Below are 22,447 nucleotides of genomic sequence, written 5' to 3' on the forward strand. Positions count from 1 at the left end.
GTAATTTTGTTGCGTTGCAAAATGGCATCACCCGGCCGCCGCGACGATCGCCGCCCAGCCCGCCTCGTCGATCACGCGGATGCCCAACTCGGCAGCTTTCTTGAGCTTCGAGCCGGCACCGGGGCCAGCCACCACCAGGTCGGTCTTGGCAGAGACCGAGCCGGATACGCGCGCGCCCAGTGCCTCCGCCTGAGCCTTGGCCTCGTCGCGGCTCAGCGTCTCGAGGCTGCCGGTGAAGACCACGGTCTTGCCGCTCACTTCCGACTCGCGGACGTGGTGGGCGAAGGGCTCGGGATGGACGACCGAGAGCAGGTCGGCCCAGGCCTCGCGGTTGTGCTCCTCGGCGAAGAAGTCGATCAGCGCCTCCGCCACCACAGGCCCCACGCCCTCGACCGACTCGATCTCGGCGCGCGCTTCGGGGTCGATGGCGGCGCGGATGGCGACGTCGGCGATCACCTCGACCGTGCCGAAGGCCTTGACCAGATCGCGCGCGGTGATGCTGCCGATGTGGCGGATGCCGAGGCCGAACAGGAAGCGCACCGGATCGGGCGCGCGCTTGTCGTCGATGGCGCGGAGCAGGTTCGCGGCCCAGACCTTGCCGTCCTTCTTGCGCGGAAGGAGGTCGGCCTCGGACAGGCGGAAGATGTCGGCGGGAGCGTGGATCAGGCCGTCGCGGAAGAAATCCTCGATCTGCTTGGCGCCGAGCCCTTCGATGTCCATCGCGCCGCGGCTGACGAAATGACAGAGGCGCTCGACCCGCTGGGCCGGGCAGATCAGGCCGCCGGTGCAGCGGATGTCGACCTCGCCCTCCTCGGCGACGGCGTCCGAGTCGCATTCGGGGCAATGGGTCGGGAAGGTCCAGGGGTCGCGCGGTTCGTCGCGGGTGAGGTTCTCGACGATCTGCGGGATGACGTCGCCGGCGCGCTGGAGGACGACGCGGTCGCCGGGGCGGACGCCGAGGCGGGCGATCTCGTCGGCGTTGTGCAAGGTCGCGTTGGTGACGACGACGCCGCCGACCGTCACGGGCTTCAGGCGCGCTACGGGGGTGAGCTTGCCGGTGCGGCCGACCTGGATGTCGATCCGCTCCAGCACGGTCTCGGCGCGCTGGGCGGGGAATTTGTGGGCGATGCCCCAGCGCGGGGCGCGGCCGACGCTGCCGAGCCGGGTCTGCCAGTCGAGCCGGTCGACCTTGTAGACCACGCCGTCGATGTCGAAAGGCAGGTCGGCGCGTTCGTGTTCGATCGCGCGGTAGACGGCGAGCGCCTCGTCGACGGTGTCGCAGCGCTGGAACGCCGCGGCGACGGGGAAGCCCCAGCCCCGGATCGCGGCGACCATGCCGGCCTGGGTGTCGGCCGGGAGCGTGCCCGCTTCGCCCCAGCCCCAGGCGAGGAAGCGCAGCGGGCGCGAGGCGGTGACCCCGGCATCCTTCTGGCGGAGCGAGCCGGCGGCGGCGTTGCGCGGATTGGCGAACTGGCGGGCCTTGTCCGGGTCTTCGGCCTCGGCGAGCAGGCGGGCGTTGAGCGCGGCGAAATCGTCCTTCGCCATATAGACCTCGCCGCGCACCTCGAACAGGTCGGGGGCGTCGGCGGGGAGCTCGCGAGGGATGTCGGGGATCGTGCGCGCGTTGGGGGTCACGTCCTCGCCGATGGTGCCGTCGCCGCGGGTGAGCGCGCGGACGAGGCGGCGGTCCTCGTAGCGCAGAGAGCAGGACAGGCCGTCGATCTTGGGTTCGGCGGTGAGTGCGACCGGGGCGTCCTCGACCAGGCTGAGGAAGCGACGGATGCGCGCGACGAACTCGAAGACGTCGGCGTCGTCGAACGCGTTGTCGAGGCTGAACATCGGCCGCGCGTGCGGCACCTTGGCGAGGTGCGCGGCGGGGGCGGCGCCGACCTGACGGCTCGGCGAATCGGCGCGGACGAGCATGGGAAAGGCCGCCTCGATCGCGGCGTTGCGGCGGACCAGCGCGTCGAATGCGGCGTCGCTGATCTCGGGGGCGTCGTCGGTGTGGTAGAGGCGGTTGTGACGGGCGATCTCGGCGGCGAGCCGCTCGAGCTCGGCGGCTGCTTCGGCTTCGGTGGTGGGGAGTGCGTCCATGTGCTTCTCGCTAGCGGAGCGGACGGCGCGGCATCAAGCATCCGCTAACGCCGTCTCATAGGCGGCCTGCAGCCGCGCCCCCACGTTTTCATGTCCAGGCGGCAGCGGCGTGCCGACGTGGACGTGGCGCAGCTCCGTCATGAAATCCTCCCACAAGGGCGGGCCGCCTTCCTCCAGCAGCTGCGCGCGGACCGACAGCTCGCGGGTGACGGGCATGTGGCGGCGGCCCCAGGCGCCCATCATCGCCAGCACGGGGACGAGCTGGATCGCCTTCTCGGTGAGGCTGAGCGTGCTGCGCTGGCTGTGCGCCGGGTCGGGAGCGCGGGTGATGAAGCCGCCTGATTCCAGCTTCCTCAAGCGGTCGGCGAGGATGTTGGACGCGATCCTTTCCTCCGAATGGGTGAGCAGGTCACGGAAATGACGGCGATTCCCGAACATGATGTCACGGATGACGATCAGGCTCCAGCGATCGCCCAGTGCCTCCAGCGTCAGATTGATCGGGCAGCCGGAACGTCTCTCGTCCATAGGTTCTCCAAAAAAACCGCTTGCAATATAGAGACAGTTTGCCTAATCGACAACCGCTTGTGAAATGCAAGCGGTTTATGGAGGAAGTCGAGATGGGCAAGCTGGTGGTGTCGGTGTTCACGAGCCTGGACGGGTACATCGAGCCCGACAGCGGTTTCGAAGGGCCGGCATGGTCCGACGACGTCGAGCGGCACTGGTCGCTGTATGCGCTCTCGCGGGCGAAGCACCTCGTCTACGGGCGCATCAACTTCGAATTCATGCGCGGTTTCTGGAGCCAGGCGGAGACCGATCCGACCAGCGTCGCCGCGGGCATCAGCTATGCGGGGACGATGAACGCGCTGCCGAAGACGGTGTTCTCGCGCACGCTGACCGGCGATCCGGGCTGGAACGCCACGCTGGCCCGGGACGGGATCGCGCCGACGATCGCGCGGCTCAGGGCCGAGGTCGACGGCGACATCTTCGCGTTCGGCGGCAAGGGGCTGATCGGCGCGCTGATCGAGGCGGATGCGGTCGACGAGATCATGATGATGATCGTGCCGGTGCTGTGGGGCGCGGGGCGGCGGCTGTTCGACGGCGGGCACGCGCGGCAGGAGCTGGCGCTGATCGAAAGCCGTCCGCTCGATACCGGGGCAGTGATCCTGCGCTATGCGCGGACGCGATAGGAGGGGACGATGACCGAACCGACGATCAGACTCTACGCGCACCCGCTGTCGTCCTATTGCCACAAGGCGCTCACCGCCCTTTATGAGAAGGGTGTACCGTTCGAGTTCGTGATGCTCGACGGCAGCGAGCCGGCGGCGAGCGAGTTCGCCGCGCTGTGGCCGATCCGGCGCTTCCCGGTCGTCACCGTCGGCGAGCGGACGATCGCGGAGGCGACCGTCATCATCGAGTATCTCGATGTCCATCACCCGGAGCCGGTGCGGCTGATCCCGGAGAATCCCGATGCGGCGATCGAGGTCAGGATGCTCGACCGCTTCTTCGACAATTACGTGATGGCGTCGCAGGGCAAGGTGGTGTTCGATTTCCTGCGTGACAGCGAGCACGACCATCGCGGCGTGCGCGAGGCGCGGGCGATGCTCGATACCGCCTATGCGTGGCTCGACGGATGGCTGGCGGGGCGGGAATGGGCCGCGGCCGGGCAGTTCAGCCTCGCCGACTGCGCGGCGGCGCCGGCGCTGCTCTATGCCGACTGGACGCATCCGATCCCCGGGCGGTTCGCCAACCTCAGGACCTATCGCACGCGTCTGCTCGCGCGGCCGAGCTATGCGCGGGTGCTCGACGAGGCGCGGCCCTATCGTCACATGTTCCCGCTCGGCGCGCCGGAGGGGCGGGACTGAGCGTCCTGCCGCTGCGCCGATCCGAACCGTTCAGCCGTCATCCCGGCTTTCGCCGGGATGACGATTGGGAATATGAATCCTCGCCTGGTCTCGGGAGCCGACGCTATGGGAACCGATCAGCTCTACCTGCACATCCGCGTGGTGATGAGCATCATCCTGGGTCTCGGCATCACCACGCTGCTCAAGGGCGTCGCGGCGATCATCGTGCATCCGCGGCGTTATCATTGGTCCTGGTTCCACATGAGCTGGGTGGTGTGGGCGCTCGTCTCGATCGTCACCTTCTGGTGGTGGGAGTTCCGCCTGGCGGAGGTCGCGCGCTGGACGTTCGGGTCGTACCTGTTCGTGATCGCCTATTGCTCGTGCTTCTTCATGCTCACGGCACTGCTGTTCCCCGAGGACGTGCAGGAATACGGCAGCTACGAGGAGTATCTGCTCGAGCGGCGCGTCTGGTTCTTCGGGCTGATCGCGCTGATGACGCTGATGGACCTCGCCGACACCTCGCTGAAAGGCGCGGCGCGCTGGCAGGCGCTGGGATGGCTCTATCCGATGCATATGCTGGTGGTGCTGGGGGCGGCGGGGCTCGGTGCGTGGTTGAGGGACATACGGGCGCAGCTCGTGCTGGCGCTGGCGGCGCTCGGCTATCAGCTCGTCTATTTCGGGGTCGAGTATTTCACGCTCGCGACCGAATGAGAGGCGTTGCGGCATTCGAGCGCGGGCCTTAGTGGCGGCTCCGCCATGACCGTCACCATCACGCCCGCCGCCCTGATCGAGAGCGTCGCCGACGCGCTCCAGTTCATCAGCTACTATCACCCGATGGACTACATCCGCGCGCTGGGGGCAGCCTATGAGGCCGAGCAGTCGCCCGCCGCCAAGGATGCGATCGCGCAGATCCTGACCAACAGCCGCATGTGCGCCGAGGGGCATCGGCCGATCTGCCAGGACACCGGCATCGTCACCGTGTTCGTGAAATGGGGTCAGGACTGCCGGCTGGACGGCGACCGGTCGCTGCAGGAGGTGATCGACGAGGGGGTGCGGCGCGCCTACCTCCATCCGGAGAACAAGCTCAGGGCCTCGATCCTCGCCGACCCGGCCTTCACCCGGCGCAACACGCGGGACAATACGCCGTCGGTGCTCCACGTCGAGATGGTGCCGGGCGCGACGGTGTCGGTCGACGTCGCGGCCAAGGGCGGCGGCAGCGAGAACAAGTCCAAGTTCAAGATGATGAACCCGTCGGATTCGATCGTCGACTGGGTGCTGGAGACGGTGCCGCAGATGGGCGCCGGCTGGTGCCCGCCGGGGATGCTCGGCATCGGCATCGGCGGCACGGCCGAGAAGGCGATGCTGCTCGCCAAGCAGAGCCTGATGGGCGCGATCGACATGGGCCAGCTCAAGGCGCGGGGGCCGCAGGACGATATCGAGGCGCTCAGGATCGAGCTCTTCGACAAGGTCAACGCGCTCGGCATCGGCGCGCAGGGGCTGGGCGGGCTGTCCACCATCCTCGACGTCAAGATCCTCGACTGGCCGACCCATGCGGCGTCGAAGCCGGTGGCGATGATCCCCAATTGCGCCGCCACCCGCCACGCGCATTTCACGCTCGACGGATCGGGGCCGGCCTATCTGGAGGCGCCGAAGCTCGACGAATGGCCCAAGGTCGACTGGGCGCCCGACAACGCGGCGAAGCGGGTCGATCTCGACGCGCTGACGCCGGAGGTCGTGAAGGGCTGGAAGCAGGGCGACCGGCTGCTGCTGAGCGGCAAGATGCTGACCGGGCGCGATGCGGCGCACAAGCGGATCAAGGACATGCTCGATCGCGGCGAGCCGCTGCCGGTCGAGTTCCGGGGGCGCGTGATCTACTATGTCGGCCCGGTCGATCCGGTCGGCGAGGAGGTGGTGGGCCCGGCCGGCCCGACCACCGCGACACGGATGGACAAGTTCACCCGCATGATGCTGGAGCAGGGCCTGCTGGCGATGGTCGGCAAGGCCGAGCGCGGGCCGGCGGCGGTGGAGGCGATCCGCGACCATCAGTCGGCCTATCTGATGGCGGTGGGCGGCGCGGCTTATCTCGTCGCGCGGGCGATCAAGCGCAGCAAGGTGGTCGGCTTCGAGGATCTCGGCATGGAGGCGATCTACGAATTCGAGGTGCAGGATTTTCCGGTGACGGTCGCCGTCGATTCGACCGGGGCCAACGTCCACCAGCTCGCGCCGCTGGTGTGGCGGGAGAGGATCGCGAAGGAGAAGCTGCTGGAGAAGGCGTGAGCCATGCGCCGCCTGGCCGGGTTTCTCGCGGGCGCTGTGCTGTGGCTCGTCGCCGCGGCCTTCCTGGCGATCACCATCGTCCCCCGCTTCCTTGACCATATCTATTATCGTGGGCCGGCGACCGGGCATTTCGACGGAGAGCGGTTCTTCAATCCCGATGGCGCGGACGATGTGCGGCCGGGACCGGGATTTGCGTTACGCTATCTGACCCGCCGCGATGATCGGCCCGCCTGGCCTTCGCGCGTTGCGGTCGTTCCTTCGAAGCCCGCTCCTCGGGTCGAGGACAGGGCGATGGTCGCGACTTGGGTCGGCCATGCGACGGTGCTGGTGCAGACCGAGGGGCTCAACATCCTCACCGATCCCGTATGGAGCGACACGGTCGGACCGCTGGGGTTCGGGCCGCGGCGCGTGGCCGCGCCGGGCATCCGCTTCGAGGACCTGCCGAAGATCGACCTCGTTCTCGTCAGCCACAACCATTACGACCATCTCGACGTGGCGACGCTGCGGTGGCTGTGGGAGCGCGACCGGCCCGTCATCGTCACCAGTCTCGGCAACGACACGGTGATGGGCTTACCCGCCAGGGCGCTCGACTGGGGCGGGCGCGTGGCGGTGAAGCCCGGCGTCGAGGTGGTGGTGACGCGCAGCCACCACTGGGATTCGCGCTGGTTCGCCGACCGCAATCGCGCCTTGTGGTCGAGCTTCGTGGTGCGGCTGCCGGGCGGCAACCTGTTCTTTGCCGGCGATACCGGGGCCGGAGACCTCCAATGGGCGGACGAGGCGGCCGCCTATGGTCCGGTCCGCCTGGCGCTGATCCCGATCGGCGCATTCCGCTTCGAGGCGGGCCAGATGGCGTCCGGCAGCCATATCGGGCCTCTCGATGCCGCCCTGGTGTTCCGCCGGCTCGGCGCGGCGAACGCGATCGGCGTGCATTGGGGGACGTTCCGGCTTTCCTACGAAGCCTGGGACACACCGCCGAAGCTGCTTGCCGCCACGATGCGCTGCGCCGGGCTCGAGGGCTTCCGCGCAGTGCCGATCGGCGTGCCGCAGGCGATCCCGCCGCTTGCCGCGCGCCCCGCGGCGCGCGAGGTGCCGCGCGACGCCTTGCTGCACTGCCTCGATACGCCCGCAGTCCGTGCACTGCGCTGAGAACCGGTTTGCGAGCGGCCCCGCGCCTGTTAGGAAGCGCGCCGGGGGAAGGGGTTGTGCCTGGGGCTGGAAGCGGCGCCTTTTATGTGACGACGATCGACCGCGCGGGCCTGGCGCTCGGCGCGGGCGGCGCGCTGTCGGGCCTGGTCGCGGCGGCGCTGGTCGCGGCCGGCGGTCGCGCGGGGCCGGGCGCGCTGCTGCTCGGCTGGCTGGTCGGCGCGGTGTTCTCGATGCTGGCGATCATCGCGGTGGCGGGGCCGGTGTGGGTCGCGCTCCACATCGCCGGGCGGCGCGGTCCCTGGACCGCCGCGGCGACGGGCGGACTGATCGCGCTGGTGCTGTTCGGCGCCGGCCAGACCTGGGGCTTCGGCATGTTCGGCGCGCCGGCAAACGACACGGCGACCTTCACCTACCGGATCATGAGCGCGGTCGCGACCAGCCTGATCGTCGCGCTCGCCGCCGCGGCGATCGGCTGGGTGATGCAGCGGATCGCCTATCGACGGATCCTGTAGCCGTTTCGCCGGCTTGAAACAGCTGCGGCGCCGGCTGACGGGCCGGCGCCGCTCGATCTGCTGTGAAAGCGCGTGTCTGTCTCAGCCTGCCTTGGGAGCGGCGCACTCGCCGGTGCGCTTGCCTTCCATGGTCATGGTCATTTCCATGTTGCCCATCGGATTGCCGCCGCCGCCCTGGCCGGCGGAGGTGACCGCGATCTTGTAGGAATCGGGGCTGTAGTTGCCCGTCATCGTCATCTTGCGCTGGGTGCCCGCGACCGTGCAGGTCTGCACCGCGTCGATCTTGCCGCCCGACATGGTGAAGTGGTCGTACTTGCACTGGCCGCCCTGGTCGCCGCCGAAGAAATTGCCCTTGGGCTGCTTGGCGTCCTCCGCGGTGAGGCAGGTGGTGAAGTTCTGCGTCTTGGCCATCGACGCCTTGACCTGCTCGGCCGCGGCGGCGGGCATTCCCGGCACCTTCACGTCGCTGATCGCGACGGTGCTCTGCCACTGCCCCGGCGACATCAGCGCCTGACCGCCGCCGGCCGCTTCGACCTTGGCCGCGACCTCCTCGGAGCTGGCGTTGGTGGCGGAGACCGACGGCCCCTGATTGCAGGCGGCGAGCGGAAGCACCGCGAGAATGATGGCACGCTTCATTGGCATACTCCCTGTTCGGGCTTGGACGCCCCCCTCCCGATGAAGAGCTTAGCCGGGATGTATGACAACTCAAGTGAGATCGGCATGGACGTTTGTTCTTTATAGGTTGGTAATAGAGGATCGACTTGGGGAAGAGGCAAGGACGCTCCGATGGCAGAAAGCAAGTATGATGCCCTGGGACCATTGTTCGCGGACATCGGCGCGGAGCTTGCGAGGATGATTTCTTCGAGATGAAGGAGCGGTCGGCCGGCGCGCGGTTCTGCTGATCCGTCGATTGCTGCCGAACGTCGCTGCCCTATATCGTCCCCATGCCCATCCAGATCCGCACCACCCTCGACGAGCCCGAGACCGGGCAGAGCTTCGTGCCGCACCGGCCCGAGCGGCCGCCCAAGGCGGAAGGGGGCAGGCGGTTCGAGATCGTCTCCGACTACGAACCCTCGGGCGATCAACCGCAGGCGATCCGCGAGTTGGTCGAGGCGGCGGAGGCCGGCGAGCGCGACCAGGTGCTGCTCGGCGTCACCGGATCGGGCAAGACCTTCACCATGGCCAAGGTGATCGAGGCGCTGCAGCGCCCGGCGCTGGTGCTGGCGCCCAACAAGATCCTGGCGGCGCAGCTCTACGGCGAGTTCAAGAGCTTCTTCCCGAACAACGCGGTCGAATATTTCGTCAGCTACTACGACTATTACCAGCCCGAGGCCTATGTGCCGCGGTCGGACACCTACATCGAGAAGGAAAGCTCGGTGAACGAGGCGATCGACCGGATGCGGCATTCGGCGACGCGTGCGCTCTTGGAGCGCGACGACGTGATCATTGTCGCGTCGGTCTCCTGCCTTTACGGCATCGGATCGGTCGAGACCTATTCGGCGATGATCTTCGACCTCAAGAAAGGCCAGACCGTCGACCAGCGCGAGATCATCCGCAAGCTGGTCGCGCTCCAGTACAAGCGCAACGACCAGGCGTTCGCGCGCGGCAACTTCCGCGTGCGCGGCGACAGCCTGGAGATCTTCCCGTCGCACTATGAGGACACCGCCTGGCGGGTGAGCTTCTTCGGCGACGATATCGAGGAGATCGTCGAGTTCGATCCGCTGACCGGCAAGAAGGTCGCGAGCCTCGATTACATCCGCGTCTACGCCAATTCGCACTATGTGACGCCGGGGCCGACGCTCAAGCAGGCGATGGAGGCGATCCGGCACGAGCTGTCGGAGCGCCTGAAGGAGCTGGAGGCGGAGGGGCGGCTGCTCGAGGCGCAAAGGCTGGAGCAGCGCACCAACTTCGACCTGGAGATGATCGCGGCGACGGGCTCGTGCGCGGGGATCGAGAATTATTCGCGCTTCCTCACCGGACGCCTGCCGGGCGAGCCGCCGCCGACCTTGTTCGAATATCTGCCCGAGAGCGCGCTGCTGTTCGTCGACGAGAGCCATCAGACCGTGCCGCAGATCGGGGCGATGGCGCGGGGCGATCATCGGCGCAAGATCACGCTCGCCGAATATGGCTTCCGCCTGCCGAGCTGCATCGACAACCGGCCGCTCAGGTTCAACGAATGGGATGCGATGCGGCCGCAGACGGTGTGCGTGTCGGCGACGCCGGGCGGCTGGGAGATGGAGCAGACCGGCGGCGTCTTCGCCGAGCAGGTGATCCGGCCGACCGGCCTGATCGATCCGCCGGTCGAGATCAAGCCGGTCGAGGAGCAGGTGCAGGACCTGATCCAGGAGTGTCGGGCGACGACGGCCAAGGGCTATCGCACGCTGGTGACGACGCTCACCAAGCGCATGGCCGAGGACCTCACCGAATATATGCACGAGGCGGGGATCAAGGTCCGCTACATGCATTCGGACGTCGAGACGCTGGAGCGCATCGAGCTGATCCGCGACCTGCGCATGGGCGTTTACGACGTGCTGGTCGGCATCAACCTGCTGCGCGAGGGGCTCGATATCCCGGAGTGCGGGCTGGTCGCGATCCTCGATGCCGACAAGGAGGGGTTCCTGCGCTCGGAGACCTCGCTGATCCAGACCATCGGCCGCGCCGCGCGCAACGTCGACGGGCGGGTGATCCTCTATGCCGACCGCATGACCGGCAGCATGGAACGGGCGCTCAACGAGACCAACCGGCGCCGCGAGAAGCAGATGGCGTACAATGCCGAGCACGGCATCACGCCCGCGACGATCCGCAAGACCATCGGCGACATCATCGCGCATGTCGCGTCCAAGGACCAGGTGACGGTCGAGATCGACGCGGACCGGCCGCACATGGTCGGCCACAACCTGCGCGCTTACATCGAGGAGCTCGAGAAAAAGATGCGGGATGCCGCCGCGAACCTGGAATTCGAGGAGGCGGCGCGGTTGCGCGATGAGATCCGGCAGCTGGAGAACGAGGAGCTCGGCCTGCCAGCGGACGAGCACAAGGCGCCGGTGATGGGCCGCTCGAACGAGGGCAAGCCGGGGACGCGCAAGACACGCTATGGGAAGGTGCAGCGGAAGTTCGGCGGACGGCGGTGAGGCACTGGTCCGACCGCCGTAATAGTAGGCTGGCTTTGCGGCCATGAATATCCCATCAGGAGATAGGCATGATCCGCAACATTGCCGACAAGGAAACGGAATTCGTCTGACTCGGCCAGCGCGGCCGCAAGTTGCCGCCAGATATCGCCCCTAAGGGGGCGGTTGAGGCGGGCGGCGGCTTCGCCCATAAGGTGCAGTAATGCGTATTCGTCCGCTCCTCGCCGCGCTGATGCTCGGCACGCTCGCCGGCTGCATTCCCTCCGCCGCCCCGCCGCCCGCGCCGCCGCCGCCGCGCCCGGCGCCGGTGCCGCCGCCTGCACCGCCTCCGCCGCCGGTCTCCAGCGACTGGCGCGACTGGCCGCTGACGCCGGGGAATTGGCGCTATTCGGGCGGGGTCGCGACCTTCGGCACGCCGGAGGCGCCGGTGTTCGCCATCGCCTGCGGGAGCGACCGCCGTGTCACGCTGACGCGCTCGGTACCCGACGGGCCGACGATGGCGATCCGCACCACCAGCCGGGCCCAGACGCTGGCGACCACCAACGGCGGCGGCAGCGCGGTGCTGACGGCGCGCGATCCGCTGCTCGATGCGATCGGTTTCAGCCGCGGGCGCTTCATCGTGCAGGGCGCCGCCGCCCAGCCGCTGGTGATCCCGGCCTGGCCCGAGATCCTGCGCGTCATCGAGGACTGCCGAAGCTGATCGCGGCGCCCGTGCGTTGAGGCGCGCGAGGAGAAAGCCGATGATCCGCAAGCTGAAGTCGGGCGAATACCGCCTCTATTCGCGCAAGGTCGACCCCAGGACGCACAAGCGCCGCAACCTCGGCACCTTCTCGACGCGCGAGGCGGCCGAGAAGCACGAGCGCGAGGTGCAGTATTTCAAGAGGCACTGAGCCATGGCCGTCGCGAGAAGGAGATGGTCGCAGGAGGTGACCGAGCACTCCGGCAGCGGCGGATTCCGGAGGACGCGAAGGACGAGCTTCGCGGTCCGTTCGGCCGCGAACGGCAGACCTGGGAGAATCGTCGAAAACGTTTTTCATTACAAGACTTGAATGCGCGACTCGCCTGATTCACATAGGATTCGTGTCTGGCTAGGCACATCGTCTTAACAAGCGAAAGGAGGTGATCCGATGTCTCATGGTTCAGCAATGGGGTCGGTTCAGTTCGTTCGGGAGACGCGCCGCTGAGCTGACGACGCGGACGGAAGCCCTCCGTCCGTGGGATGCGCGGGAGGTATCCTCCTCCAATCAACGCGCGTCAGTCGACAGCAAGCGGCCCGCATGGTCTCCCGGGCTGGAGCTCTCCGGCCGCTGACCATGTCGGAGGTCGTCGGGTGCCCCAAATGCGGGGCATCCGGCGGCCTCTTTCATTTTGCGCTGCGTCCGTCCAGCGTGCTTGAAGGGTTCCAAGCCCGCCGAACCTCCGTGCTCCTGCGAAGGCAGGAGCCAGGCCGAAACGCATCCTCCATGATCCAGGGCTCCTGCCTTCGCAGGAGCACGGACGCTTCGATCCGAGCGGGACGGATCCTAGCTCGCCGTATCGACCGGCGTTTCGGCGTCCTGATCGCCGACCTCGCCGCGCCGGCGGTTGCTCGGCGATTTGGTCGGCTTGTGGCCGAAATCGAATGCAGCGCCTTCGGCCCGCTCGCCGGGGCGGTCGGTGCCGCCGCGGCCTTCATTGTCCCGCAGCGTCGGATCGCGGGTTGGTGCTGGCCTTTCCCTGGCCGCTGTTCTCGCGCATGGCTCTCTCCTGTCACTGGACTGGCAGTCAACGAAACAGGCGGGGCGAGGCTCCGCGGCAGGGGAACATCGATGGCCGACCGCCTCCTCGTCTTCTACGGCTCCTATCGCCGCGATCGCATGGGCATCCGGCTCGCCCATTATCTGGTGAACGGGTTCCGCGAGCGGGGCGCCGACGTCGAGCTGATCGACGCGCAGGCGGTCGGTCTGCCGATGCTCGACCGCATGTACAAGGAACATGCGCCCGGCGAGGCGCCGCCGGCGCTGGCGGCGCTGGCGGAGAAGATCGTCGCGGCCGACGCCTTCGTGTTCGTGGCCGGCGAATATAATTGGGGAATGCAGCCGGGGCTCAAGAACCTGACCGACCATTTCCTGGAGGAATGGTTCTGGCGGCCGGCGGCGATCGCGAGCTATTCCGCCGGGCGGATCGGCGGCGCGCGCAGCAATGCGATCTGGCACGGCTCGCTCAGCGAGATGGGCATGGTGGTGATCTCGAGCACGATCACTGTCGGGCAGATCGGCCGCGCGCTCGATGCCGAGGGCTCGCCGATCGGCGACGGCGGCGCCGCGCTCGACCGCGAGTTCCCGCGCTTCGCCGACGACCTCGCCTGGTGGACCGAGGCGGTGCGGGAACAGCGAGGGCGGCGGGCGCCGCCTTATTGAGGACCGCCGGCGACGGGCGCCGCTGGTCCCGTCGGAACGGTAAGCGTGATCGCCGGCTCGAAGGACTTGTCGATCCAGGCACCATCCAACTGATAGCTGATCGCTCCCTGGAGCGTACAGCCGACGCGCTGCCAGTCGTCCGTGACGGCGGAGTCATAGTCCGCCTCGACGCTGATGGTGACGAGGAAGCTGCTCGCATTGCTGCGTGGCGCGACGGCGCTCGACACCCGGTAATCGCCAAGCTGCGTCGGCGCGGCCGGACAGCCGCCGACAGCAAGCTTATCGACACGCACCTGCGGAGCCGCGCCCATCATATTGTTGTCGGTGACACGGATCGTGGAGACCCAGCGGACGAGCGAACGGGTCGGTGTTCCGGGCACCGCGCTGGCGGCGAAGGCGACTGGGAAATTCGACTGGAGGACATGGGTGGGCGTCCTGCCCACGGCGAAGCTTGGGCGCACCGGAACCTTGAACGGTTCGAGCCCGGCCGGAAGCAGCGGATCCCTGATCTTCAGCGAGAAGGCCGGCTGATGCGGCCCCGCCGGAAGCGCGGCGGGCGCGGTATACCGGAAGGTGAAGCGGCACGACCTTTCCTGCCCTTCGCTGCGCATCGCCGCGTCGGCGACGGCCAGGCTGGCGGCGGCGGTGCCGGCATCGACGATGTCCCAGCCGGTGTTGCAATAGCGCAGCGGCAGCATCGGCACGTCGGCGTGGAAGGTCGTCTGCTGGCCGGACCTCAGGCTGTTGTCGCCGATGAGAATGAAGCGCGACGTGGCCGTGGCGTTCATGACCCGGACGACCTCGGTCGCGGTCGGCATCGCGTAGAATTGCGCCTGCGGGTTGGCCGCCCCGGCATCGTCGAGCATGAAGCGGTAGAGGCGCAGACGCCCGTTGCCGGTGGTGCCGACGCTTCCGCTCGTCGACGATTTCCCGGTGAGGAACGGCAGGCTGACGCCCCCTCCGACCTTGCCGGCGATGGTGAGGTCCTGCGTCTCGACGGCATTGCGGACCAGCATCCACCCGCGGATCGAGTAGAGGAGCTGGTTGCCGGTCGACACGCCGTTGCGCTGATACCACTCCCAGAACCACAGGCCCGCCTTGAACTGGTCCACGACGCCGCGGGCGGAGCCGTTCTTGGTCCAGTCGCGCACGACGGGCGACAGGAAGGTGCCGCCGGTCAGGCTGGCGGTCTCGTTGAAATTGCCGGTGATCGCGCTGTTCCCCGCCCCTTCCAGCGTGATCGCCGCGATGGTGAAGCCGGCATTGAGATCGACCGAGGCCTTGATCGCGCTCGCGCAGTTGGAGTCATAGGTGACGAGTTGCCGTCCGTCGTCCAGGAACTGCTGGCTGTTATTGTCATATTCGTCGGCGAGATAGCGGCCGCTGTCGACGACGATTCCTCCTGCGCGAGAGTCGCCCGACTTGTAGACATAGGTGAAGATCCGGGCGAGCGAATCGTCGGCCCAGGGCTTGATTCGCCTGGTCGCGAAGCCGGGGACCTGCGCGACGATCTTCGGCACCGAAGAGATGTCGTAATCGCGCTTGCCGCGGCGCAGCTTGAACTTTCCGGCGCCGCTCAGGCACCGGGTCATCATGTCCCCGTAATTCCTTTCCAGCCAGCCGCTGAGCGAGGTCTCGGCATCCTGTCCGGACGGCTCGGGTTCCGGAGTCTGCGCCCTCGCGCCTTCAGTCCCCAAGGCAGATGCCGTCGCGGCAAAAGCCGCGAGCGCAGCAAGTCTCGTCTTCATGATCGGCCCCCTGTCGATCGTGATTACGCGAGGCTAACGATTATGATCTGGGCGGGCGAGTCGAAAAGGCGCCGTGCCGTACGCCTTTTGCATCCGTTTTCGCTTCATCGGGCCTCAGGCGCGCCGTTTCCGGCCGTCATTCCGCCGTCAGCGTCTTCAGCCGATACAGCACCTCCAATGCTTCGCGGGGACTGAGCGCGTCGATGTCGAGGCCGTCGAGCTCCGCCCGGAGCGCATCGACCGCCTCCTCCTCCGCCTCGGCGGCTGCCGCGAAAAGCGGCAGGTCGTCGAGGCCCGCGGCCAGGCCGCCGGTCTTCTCGCGGCCAGCTTCGAGCTTGTCGAGCACAGCCTTGGCGCGCCTGATCGTCGCCGGGGGCAGACCGGCGAGACGGGCGACGGCAAGGCCGTAGCTGCGGTCGGCGGGGCCCTCGGCGACCTCGTGGAGCAGGACGAGGTCGCCCTTCCACTCACGCGCGCGGACGTGGTGGAGGGTAAGCGCATCGCAGCGTTCGGCGAGGCGCGTCAGCTCGTGGTAGTGGGTCGCGAACAGGCAGCGGCAGCGGTTGTCCTCGTGGATCGCCTCGACCACTGCCCAGGCGATGGCGAGACCGTCGTAGGTCGAGGTGCCGCGGCCGACCTCGTCGAGGATGACGAAGCTGCGCTCCGTCGCCTGCGCCAGGATCGCGGCGGTCTCGACCATCTCGACCATGAAGGTCGAGCGGCCGCGCGCGAGGTTGTCGGAGGCGCCGACGCGGCTGAACAGGCGGTCGACGAGGCCCAGCGTCGCGCGCGTGGCGGGGACGTAGCTGCCGGCCTGCGCCAGCACCGCGATCAGCGCGTTCTGGCGCAGGAAGGTCGACTTGCCGCCCATGTTGGGGCCGGTGACCAGCCACAGCCGGTTGGTTTCCGACAGCATGCAGTCATTGGCGACGAAGCGCCCGCCCGACTTCGCCACCGCCGCCTCGACGACGGGATGGCGGCCGCCCTCGACCTCGAAACAGGCATGGTCGACGAGCACGGGCAGCGCCCAGCCGCCCTCGGCGGCGCGTTCGGCGAGACCGGCGGCGACGTCGAGGCGGGCGAGCGCGTCGGCGGTGCGGGCGATGAGCTCGCGGCTGGCGAGCGCCTGTTGGGTCAGCTCCTCGAGATGCGCGGCCTCGGCGGCGAGAGCGTGGGCACCGGCATGGGCGACCTTCATCGCCACCTCGTGCAGCTCGGGCGCGTTGAAGCGGACTACGCCGGCGAGCGTCTGGCGGTGGGTGAAGCCGCTGTCGGGGCGCATCAGCGGATCGGCGGCCTTGGCCGGCACCTCGATATGGTAGCCGAGCACGCCGTTGTGGCGGATCTTGAGCGTCGCGATACCGGTCTGGTCGCGATACCGGGCCTCGAGCGCGGCGATCGCGCGGCGGCCGCCGGCGCCGGAGTCGCGCAGGTCGTCGAGCGCGGCGTCGTAGCCCTCGGCGATGTAGCCGCCGTCGGCGGCGTCGATCGGCGGCGAGGGGACGAGCGCGCGGGTGAGCAGGTCGATGAGCGCGCCATGGCCCTGGAGCTGGGGCGCGAGCTCGACCAGCAGCGCAGGCTCGTGGAACTGGCCGAGCGTCTCGCCGAGCCGCCACGCGCCGTCGAGGCCGTCGCGAAGCTGGCCGAGGTCGCGGGGGGAACCGCGCCCCGCGGCGAGACGGCCGAGCGCGCGGCCGATGTCGGGCAGCGCGCGGAGCGCGGCGCGGGTGCGCTCGCGCAGGGCCGCGTCGTCGTGGAAGCGCTGGACGAGGGCGAGGCGAGCCTCGATCGCCGCCTTGTCCATCAACGGTGCCGACAGGTCCTGCCCGAGCAGGCGCGCGCCGGCCCCGGTGACGGTGCGGTCGACCGCGTCGAGCAGCGATCCGGCGCGGGTGCCGGCGGCGCTGATCGTCAGCTCCAGGCTCTCGCGAGTGGCGGCGTCGATCGCCATCGCCGCCTCGGAGCGGACGATGCGCGGCGGGCGAAGGAAGGGAAGGGCGCCGCGCGCGGTATGCTCGAGATAGGCGACGAGGCCGCCGGCGGCTGCCAGCGCCGCACGCGACATCGCGCCATAGCCGTCGAGCGTCGCGACGCCGAACAGCGCCTTGAGCCGCTCCTCGCCGCGCGCGCTGTCGAAGTCGGCGCGGGGGCGGAACACGGTCGCGTCGGCGAAGCCGCCCTCGGCCGCGACCACCTCGGCCGGGCTCAGCCGGGCGAGCTCGGCGCCGAGGCTGCCGACATTTGTCTCGATCACCTCGAACCGGCCGGTCGAGACGTCCGCGGCGGCGATCGCGATCGTTCCGCCTGCCTCACCCACCGCCACGCACCAGTTGGCGGTGCGCGAATCGAGCAGCGTTTCCTCGGTGAGGGTGCCCGCCGTCACCACGCGGATGATCGAGCGGCCGACCAGCGCCTTGGAGCCGCGCGCCTTGCGGGCTTCCTCCGGCGTCTCGGTCTGGTTGGCGATGGCGACGCGGTGGCCGGCCTTGATCAGCCGGGCGAGATAGCCCTCCATCGCATGGGCGGGTACGCCGCACATCGGGATCGGCGCGCCGCCGTGCTCGCCGCGTGCGGTGAGGGCGATGTCGAGCACGGCGCTCGCGATCTTGGCGTCGTCGAAGAACAGCTCGAAGAAGTCGCCCATCCGGTAGAACAGCAGGCAATCCTCGGCCTCGGCCTTGAGCGCGAGATACTGGGCCATCATCGGAGTGGGAGCGGCATCGGCCATGCGCGCCGGGGTAGCCGAGCGCTCGCGCGGACGGCAAGGGGATCGCGACGGCGCAGCGCGGTTCCCTTCTCCCGAACGAGTGCTAAAGACCCCCGAGAGCCGGGAGAGATTGATGTCCGACGAACGAGCAGAAGCGAACGTGCAGTTTTCGGAGCGCGAGGCGCTGCTGTTTCACTCGGAGGGCCGTCCGGGCAAGATCGAGATCGTCGCGTCCAAGCCGCTGACGACGCAGCGCGACCTGGCGCTCGCCTATTCGCCGGGGGTGGCGGTGCCGGTGCAGGCGATCGCCGACGATCCGGCGACCGCCTACGACTATACCGCCAAGGGCAACCTCGTCGCCGTGATCTCCAACGGCACCGCGATCCTGGGGATGGGCAATCTCGGCGCGCTCGCCTCCAAGCCGGTGATGGAGGGCAAGGCGGTGCTGTTCAAGCGCTTCGCCGACGTCGATTCGATCGACCTCGAATTGAAGACCGAGGACGTCGACCGCTTCATCGACGCGGTCGAGCTGCTCGAGCCGAGCTTCGGCGGCATCAACCTCGAGGACATCAAGGCGCCCGAGTGCTTCATCATCGAGCAGACGCTGCGCGAGCGGATGAACATCCCGGTGTTCCACGACGACCAGCACGGCACGGCGATCATCACCGCGGCGGGGCTGATCAACGCCTGCCTGCTGACCGGGCGCAAGATGGACGGGATCAAGGTCGTCGTGAACGGCGCGGGCGCGGCCGCGATCGCCTGCACCGAGCTGATCAAGGCGATGGGCGTGCGCCACGACAACGTCATCATGTGCGACCGCAAGGGCGTGATCTACCAGGGCCGCGACGACGTGAACCAGTGGCAGTCGGCGCACGCCGCGGTCACCGAGCGCCGCACGCTGACCGAGGCGCTGGAGGGCGCCGACGTGTTCCTCGGCCTCTCCGCCGCGGGGGCGCTCAAGCCCGAGATGGTAAGGCACATGGCCGAGGCGCCGATCATCTTCGCCATGGCCAATCCCGAGCCCGAGATCCGGCCCGAGGCGGCCAAGGCGGTGCGTCCCGACGCGATCGTCGCGACGGGGCGGTCGGACTATCCCAACCAGGTCAACAACGTCATCGGCTTCCCCTTCATCTTCCGCGGCGCGCTCGACGTGCGCGCCACCGGGATCAACGACGAGATGAAGATCGCCGCCGCGAAGGCGATCGCGGAGCTGGCGCGCGAGCGGGTGCCGGAGGAGGTCGCGGTCGCCTATGGCGTGCGCCATGTGTTCGGGCCCGAATATATCATTCCGGCTCCCTTCGACCCGCGCCTCATGGAGAACGTCCCCTCCGCCGTCGCGCAGGCGGCGATGGATTCGGGCGTCGCGACCAAGCCGATCCTCGACATGGCCGCCTATCGCCAGACGCTGCGGGCGCGGCTCAACCCGACCACCTCGGTGCTGACGCTCGCCTATGAGGGCGCGCGGGCGCATCCCAAGCGCGTGCTGTTCGCGGAAGGCGAGGAGGAAGTCGTGCTGCGCGCCGCGATCGCCTTCCGCGAGGGCGGCTACGGCACGCCGGTGCTGGTCGGGCGCGAGGACGTCCACGATCGCCTCCGCGCACTCGGGGTGAGCGATCCGGAGAGCTACGAGGTCCACAACAGCCGCACCTCGACCTTGGTGCCGACGATGGTCGACTTCCTCTACCGCCGGCTGCAGCGGCGCGGCTATCTGCGCCGCGACGCCGAGCGGATGATCAACCAGGACCGCAACATCTTCGGCGCGGTGCTGCTCCAGCTCGGCGAGGCCGATGCGATGATCACCGGCGTCACCCGCACCTATGCCCAGACGATCCGCGAGGTGCGGCGCGTGATCGACCCGGTCGCCGGGCGCACGCCGTTCGGCATCCATGTCATGGTCGGGCAGACCCACACCGTGTTCATGGCCGACACCACGATCAACGAGCGGCCGAGCGCCGAGGAGCTCGCCGACATCGCCGAGCAGACCGCGCTGGTCGCGCGGCGGATGGGGCACGAACCGCGTGTCGCCTTCCTCAGCTACTCGACCTTCGGCAATCCCGAGGGCCAGTGGCTCGACAATATCCGCGCGGCGGTGAAGGTGCTCGACGGCCGGCAGGTCGGCTTCGAGTACGAGGGCGAGATGGCGCCCGACGTGGCGCTCAACCCGAAGCAGCTCGCCAACTATCCGTTCGCGCGCCTGTCCGGCCCGGCCAACGTGCTGATCATGCCGGGGCTGCAGTCGGCCAACATCTCGGCCAAGCTGCTGCGCGAGCTCGGCGGCGACAGCGTGATCGGGCCGATGCTGATCGGCATGGAGAAGCCGGTGCAGGTCGCGCCGATGACCTCGACCGCGAGCGAGCTGGTGACGCTGGCGGTGCTCGCGGCGGGCGGGATCGCGCGGTAGAATTCGATCCATTCGGCCTGAGACAGCCGTTCCCCGGCGAAGGCCGGGGCCAGGATCGATCGCTTGCAACTGGGCCCCGGCCTTCGCCGGGGAACAGTTTTTTACGCCGGCCGAATCCGAACTCAGGCGTCGATGCTGGTCCCCAGCGAGGCGTTGACCAGGCCGCCGTCGACCACCAGCGTGTCGCCCACCACATAGTCCGACGCGCGGCTGGCGAGGAAGATCGCCGCCCCGGCCATATCCTCGAAGCTGCCGATGCGGCGCATCGGGATGCGCCTGGCGACCTCGTCGCCATGATCGCGGGCGGCGCGGTTCATCTCGCTGGCGAAGGCGCCGGGGGCGAGGCTGGTGACGATGATCGCGTCCTGGATCAGCCGCGCTGCCATGCGCTTGGTCAGGTAGATCAGCGCCGCCTTGGAGGCGTGGTAGCTGTAGGTCTCCCACGGATTGAGGCGCAGGCCGTCGATCGAGGTGATGTTGATCACCTTGGACGGCGCATCGAAGCTCGCCTTCGTCTTGAGCAGGCCGTGCAGCGCCTGGGTCAGGAAGAAGGGCGACTTGACGTTGAGGTCCATCACCTTGTCCCAGCCGGTTTCCGGGAATTGATCGAACGGCTCGCCCCAGGCGGCGCCGGCGTTGTTGACGAGGATGTCGAGATGACCTTCGCGTTCGGCGATCGCGGCGGCGAGGGCGCGGCAGCCCTCGACGGTGGAGACGTCCTGCGGCAGCGGAATGCAGCTAGGGCCGAGCTCGGCCGCGGCCTCCTCGCAGGCCGGCGCCTTGCGCGAGGAGATGTAGACCTTCGCGCCCTGTGCGATGAAGCCCTTGGCGATGATCTTGCCGATGCCGCGCGATCCGCCGGTGACGAGGGCGATCTTGCCCTCCAGGCTGAAGAGGCTGTTCAGGGTCATCAAATCTCCCTCTCCCCTCTGGGGAGAGGGCCGGGGAGAGGGGCAGTCTCCGATCCCGGCCCGTCGTTGGTGTGTCGACTGCCCCTCTCCCAACCCTCTCCCCGGAAGGGAGAGGGCTTTTGGCTATCCTCCCCGCTTCAGCGTCTCGCGGGCGATGATGAGCTGCTGGATCTGGCTGGTGCCTTCGTAGATGCGGAACAGGCGGACGTCGCGGTAGAGCCGCTCGATGCCGTAATCGGCGATATAGCCGGCGCCGCCGTAGATCTGCACCGCGCGGTCGGCGACGCGGCCGACCATCTCGCTCGCGAAATATTTGGCCGCGGCCGATTCGAGCACGACCTCCATGCCAGCGTCCTTCGCCCCAGCCGTCTCCAGCACCAGCGCCTTCGCGGCGAGCGCTTCGGTCTTGCTGTCGGCGATCATCGCCTGGATCAGCTGGTGCTCGGCGATCGGCTTGCCGAACTGCCGGCGCTCGCTCGCGTAAGCCACGCAATCCGCGATGAGCCGCTCGGCGACGCCGACGCACACCGCGGAGATGTGCAGCCGCCCGCGATCGAGCACGCGCATCGCGATCTTGAAGCCCTCGCCTTCCTCGCCGAGCCGGTTGGCGGCAGGGACGGGGACGTCGTCGAGATTGACGTCGGCGACCCTGGCGCCCTTCTGCCCCATCTTCTTCTCGGGCTCGCCGATCGTGACGCCCGGCAGGTCGCGCGGCACCAGGAAGGCGGAGACGCCGCGCCCGCCCGGCTCGTCGCCGGTGCGCGCCATCACGGTGAACAGGTTCGCCTTGTCGGCATTGGTGATGAAGCGCTTGGTGCCGGAGAGGCGGTAGACGTCGCCGTCCCTGACCGCGCGCGCCTTCACGCTGCCGGAATCGGAGCCGACGTCGGGCTCGGTCAGCGCGAAGCTGGTGATCACCTCGCCGCTGGCGATGCGCGGCAGCCACTCCGCCTTCTGCGCGGGCGTGCCGGCCATCACCAGCCCCTGGCTGCCGATGCCGACATTGGTGCCGAAGGCGGAGCGGAACGCCGGCGTGGTGCGGCCGAGCTCGATCGCGACGCGCACCTCCTCGGCCATCGTCAGGCCGAGGCCGCCGTATTCCTCGGCGATCGACAGGCCGAACAGGCCCATCGCCTTCATCTCCTCGACCACCGCGTCGGGGATGGCGTCGCGAGCCTCGACCTCGGCCTCGAGCGGGCGCAGCCGCTCGGCGACGAATCGCCGTACCGTATCGATCAGCGCGTCGAAGGTCTCGGGGTCGAGGGCCATCGCATCCGCTCCTT

The 22,447-nt window shown here is 68.6% G+C and carries 18 protein-coding genes; 11 read left to right on the plus strand and 7 right to left on the minus strand.

The window, feature by feature from the left end; all coding sequences use genetic code 11:
- Positions 1-27 precede the first annotated feature (27 nt).
- Positions 28-2,094 carry an NAD-dependent DNA ligase LigA gene (ligA, locus tag ACMGER_RS07400; RefSeq protein ID WP_436811438.1) on the minus strand — a complete coding sequence of 689 codons (2,067 nt, stop codon included), beginning with the start codon at positions 2,092-2,094 and terminating at the stop codon, positions 28-30.
- Positions 2,095-2,127: 33 nt separating this feature from the next.
- A complete protein-coding gene (locus tag ACMGER_RS07405; RefSeq protein ID WP_436811439.1) occupies positions 2,128-2,619 on the minus strand; it encodes a winged helix-turn-helix transcriptional regulator in 492 nt (163 codons plus the stop codon).
- Between the two features lie 77 nt (positions 2,620-2,696).
- Here ACMGER_RS07405 and ACMGER_RS07410 point away from each other — a divergent pair, with 77 nt between their 5' ends.
- From ACMGER_RS07410 to ACMGER_RS07435, 6 genes are all read left to right on the plus strand, one after another.
- Positions 2,697-3,281 (plus strand): dihydrofolate reductase family protein, encoded by a 585-nt coding sequence (locus ACMGER_RS07410; protein ID WP_436811440.1) that lies wholly within the window; start codon positions 2,697-2,699, stop codon positions 3,279-3,281.
- A 9-nt stretch (positions 3,282-3,290) separates the two neighbouring features.
- Entirely contained in the window at positions 3,291-3,956 is a 666-nt protein-coding gene (locus ACMGER_RS07415; RefSeq protein WP_436811441.1) for a glutathione S-transferase family protein, read from the plus strand.
- 105 nt (positions 3,957-4,061) lie between these two features.
- Positions 4,062-4,646, plus strand: a complete 585-nt coding sequence (locus ACMGER_RS07420; RefSeq protein WP_436811442.1) for a hypothetical protein — start codon at positions 4,062-4,064, stop codon at positions 4,644-4,646.
- Between the two features lie 45 nt (positions 4,647-4,691).
- Positions 4,692-6,212 (plus strand): fumarate hydratase, encoded by a 1,521-nt coding sequence (locus tag ACMGER_RS07425; protein WP_436811443.1) that lies wholly within the window; start codon positions 4,692-4,694, stop codon positions 6,210-6,212.
- A 3-nt stretch (positions 6,213-6,215) separates the two neighbouring features.
- Positions 6,216-7,358 (plus strand): MBL fold metallo-hydrolase, encoded by a 1,143-nt coding sequence (locus ACMGER_RS07430; protein ID WP_436811444.1) that lies wholly within the window; start codon positions 6,216-6,218, stop codon positions 7,356-7,358.
- Between the two features lie 86 nt (positions 7,359-7,444).
- Positions 7,445-7,870 carry a hypothetical protein gene (locus tag ACMGER_RS07435; protein WP_436811445.1) on the plus strand — a complete coding sequence of 142 codons (426 nt, stop codon included), beginning with the start codon at positions 7,445-7,447 and terminating at the stop codon, positions 7,868-7,870.
- A gap of 81 nt (positions 7,871-7,951) precedes the next feature.
- Here the strand turns inward: ACMGER_RS07435 and ACMGER_RS07440 are convergent, their stop codons facing one another.
- Positions 7,952-8,506 (minus strand): DUF3617 domain-containing protein, encoded by a 555-nt coding sequence (locus tag ACMGER_RS07440; RefSeq protein WP_436811446.1) that lies wholly within the window; start codon positions 8,504-8,506, stop codon positions 7,952-7,954.
- A 308-nt stretch (positions 8,507-8,814) separates the two neighbouring features.
- Between ACMGER_RS07440 and uvrB the strand changes: the two genes are divergently transcribed.
- The 4 genes from uvrB (at position 8,815) to ACMGER_RS07460 (ending at position 13,397) form a co-directional block, all read left to right on the plus strand.
- Complete coding sequence (gene uvrB, locus ACMGER_RS07445; protein ID WP_436811447.1) at positions 8,815-11,001, plus strand: excinuclease ABC subunit UvrB; 2,187 nt, start codon at positions 8,815-8,817, stop codon at positions 10,999-11,001.
- 199 nt (positions 11,002-11,200) lie between these two features.
- On the plus strand, positions 11,201-11,698 hold the full coding sequence (locus tag ACMGER_RS07450; protein ID WP_436811448.1) for a hypothetical protein: 498 nt from the start codon (positions 11,201-11,203) through the stop codon (positions 11,696-11,698).
- A 40-nt stretch (positions 11,699-11,738) separates the two neighbouring features.
- Complete coding sequence (locus ACMGER_RS07455; RefSeq protein ID WP_436811449.1) at positions 11,739-11,888, plus strand: hypothetical protein; 150 nt, start codon at positions 11,739-11,741, stop codon at positions 11,886-11,888.
- Between the two features lie 918 nt (positions 11,889-12,806).
- On the plus strand, positions 12,807-13,397 hold the full coding sequence (locus tag ACMGER_RS07460; protein WP_436811450.1) for an NADPH-dependent FMN reductase: 591 nt from the start codon (positions 12,807-12,809) through the stop codon (positions 13,395-13,397).
- On the opposite strand, the gene ACMGER_RS07465 is transcribed toward ACMGER_RS07460, so the two are convergent.
- Both ACMGER_RS07465 and mutS read right to left on the minus strand, forming a co-directional pair.
- A complete protein-coding gene (locus tag ACMGER_RS07465; RefSeq protein WP_436811451.1) occupies positions 13,391-14,992 on the minus strand; it encodes a hypothetical protein in 1,602 nt (533 codons plus the stop codon). The genes ACMGER_RS07460 and ACMGER_RS07465 overlap by 7 nt on opposite strands.
- A 289-nt stretch (positions 14,993-15,281) precedes the next feature.
- Positions 15,282-17,849 (minus strand): DNA mismatch repair protein MutS, encoded by a 2,568-nt coding sequence (gene mutS, locus ACMGER_RS07470; protein ID WP_436811701.1) that lies wholly within the window; start codon positions 17,847-17,849, stop codon positions 15,282-15,284.
- 136 nt (positions 17,850-17,985) lie between these two features.
- Between mutS and ACMGER_RS07475 the strand changes: the two genes are divergently transcribed.
- Positions 17,986-20,253: an NADP-dependent malic enzyme gene (locus tag ACMGER_RS07475; RefSeq protein ID WP_436811452.1), complete on the plus strand. Its 2,268-nt coding sequence runs from the start codon at positions 17,986-17,988 to the stop codon at positions 20,251-20,253.
- 122 nt (positions 20,254-20,375) lie between these two features.
- Here ACMGER_RS07475 and ACMGER_RS07480 read toward each other — a convergent pair whose 3' ends face one another.
- The gene (locus ACMGER_RS07480) at positions 20,376-21,164 is read right to left on the minus strand and encodes an SDR family oxidoreductase (RefSeq protein ID WP_436811453.1); all 789 of its coding nucleotides are present in this window, start codon (positions 21,162-21,164) and stop codon (positions 20,376-20,378) included.
- Positions 21,165-21,287: 123 nt separating this feature from the next.
- Positions 21,288-22,433, minus strand: a complete 1,146-nt coding sequence (locus ACMGER_RS07485) for an acyl-CoA dehydrogenase family protein (protein ID WP_436811454.1) — start codon at positions 22,431-22,433, stop codon at positions 21,288-21,290.
- Positions 22,434-22,447 lie beyond the last annotated feature (14 nt).

The organism is Sphingomonas astragali (assembly GCF_051400615.1).
Taxonomy (GTDB): domain Bacteria; phylum Pseudomonadota; class Alphaproteobacteria; order Sphingomonadales; family Sphingomonadaceae; genus Sphingomonas.

Excerpts from the sequence above, each read along its gene's own strand:
- ligA (WP_436811438.1), bottom strand. The coding sequence starts at position 2,094 with ATGGACGCACTCCCCACCACCGAAGCCGAAGCAGCCGCCGAGCTCGAG.
- ACMGER_RS07405 (WP_436811439.1), bottom strand. The coding sequence starts at position 2,619 with ATGGACGAGAGACGTTCCGGCTGCCCGATCAATCTGACGCTGGAGGCA.
- ACMGER_RS07410 (WP_436811440.1), top strand. The coding sequence starts at position 2,697 with ATGGAGGAAGTCGAGATGGGCAAGCTGGTGGTGTCGGTGTTCACGAGC.
- ACMGER_RS07415 (WP_436811441.1), top strand. The coding sequence starts at position 3,291 with ATGACCGAACCGACGATCAGACTCTACGCGCACCCGCTGTCGTCCTAT.
- ACMGER_RS07420 (WP_436811442.1), top strand. The coding sequence starts at position 4,062 with ATGGGAACCGATCAGCTCTACCTGCACATCCGCGTGGTGATGAGCATC.
- ACMGER_RS07425 (WP_436811443.1), top strand. The coding sequence starts at position 4,692 with ATGACCGTCACCATCACGCCCGCCGCCCTGATCGAGAGCGTCGCCGAC.
- ACMGER_RS07430 (WP_436811444.1), top strand. The coding sequence starts at position 6,216 with ATGCGCCGCCTGGCCGGGTTTCTCGCGGGCGCTGTGCTGTGGCTCGTC.
- ACMGER_RS07440 (WP_436811446.1), bottom strand. The coding sequence starts at position 8,506 with ATGAAGCGTGCCATCATTCTCGCGGTGCTTCCGCTCGCCGCCTGCAAT.
- uvrB (WP_436811447.1), top strand. The coding sequence starts at position 8,815 with ATGCCCATCCAGATCCGCACCACCCTCGACGAGCCCGAGACCGGGCAG.
- ACMGER_RS07450 (WP_436811448.1), top strand. The coding sequence starts at position 11,201 with ATGCGTATTCGTCCGCTCCTCGCCGCGCTGATGCTCGGCACGCTCGCC.
- ACMGER_RS07455 (WP_436811449.1), top strand. The coding sequence starts at position 11,739 with ATGATCCGCAAGCTGAAGTCGGGCGAATACCGCCTCTATTCGCGCAAG.
- ACMGER_RS07460 (WP_436811450.1), top strand. The coding sequence starts at position 12,807 with ATGGCCGACCGCCTCCTCGTCTTCTACGGCTCCTATCGCCGCGATCGC.
- ACMGER_RS07465 (WP_436811451.1), bottom strand. The coding sequence starts at position 14,992 with ATGATGACCCGGTGCCTGAGCGGCGCCGGAAAGTTCAAGCTGCGCCGC.
- mutS (WP_436811701.1), bottom strand. The coding sequence starts at position 17,849 with ATGATGGCCCAGTATCTCGCGCTCAAGGCCGAGGCCGAGGATTGCCTG.
- ACMGER_RS07475 (WP_436811452.1), top strand. The coding sequence starts at position 17,986 with ATGTCCGACGAACGAGCAGAAGCGAACGTGCAGTTTTCGGAGCGCGAG.
- ACMGER_RS07480 (WP_436811453.1), bottom strand. The coding sequence starts at position 21,164 with ATGACCCTGAACAGCCTCTTCAGCCTGGAGGGCAAGATCGCCCTCGTC.
- ACMGER_RS07485 (WP_436811454.1), bottom strand. The coding sequence starts at position 22,433 with ATGGCCCTCGACCCCGAGACCTTCGACGCGCTGATCGATACGGTACGG.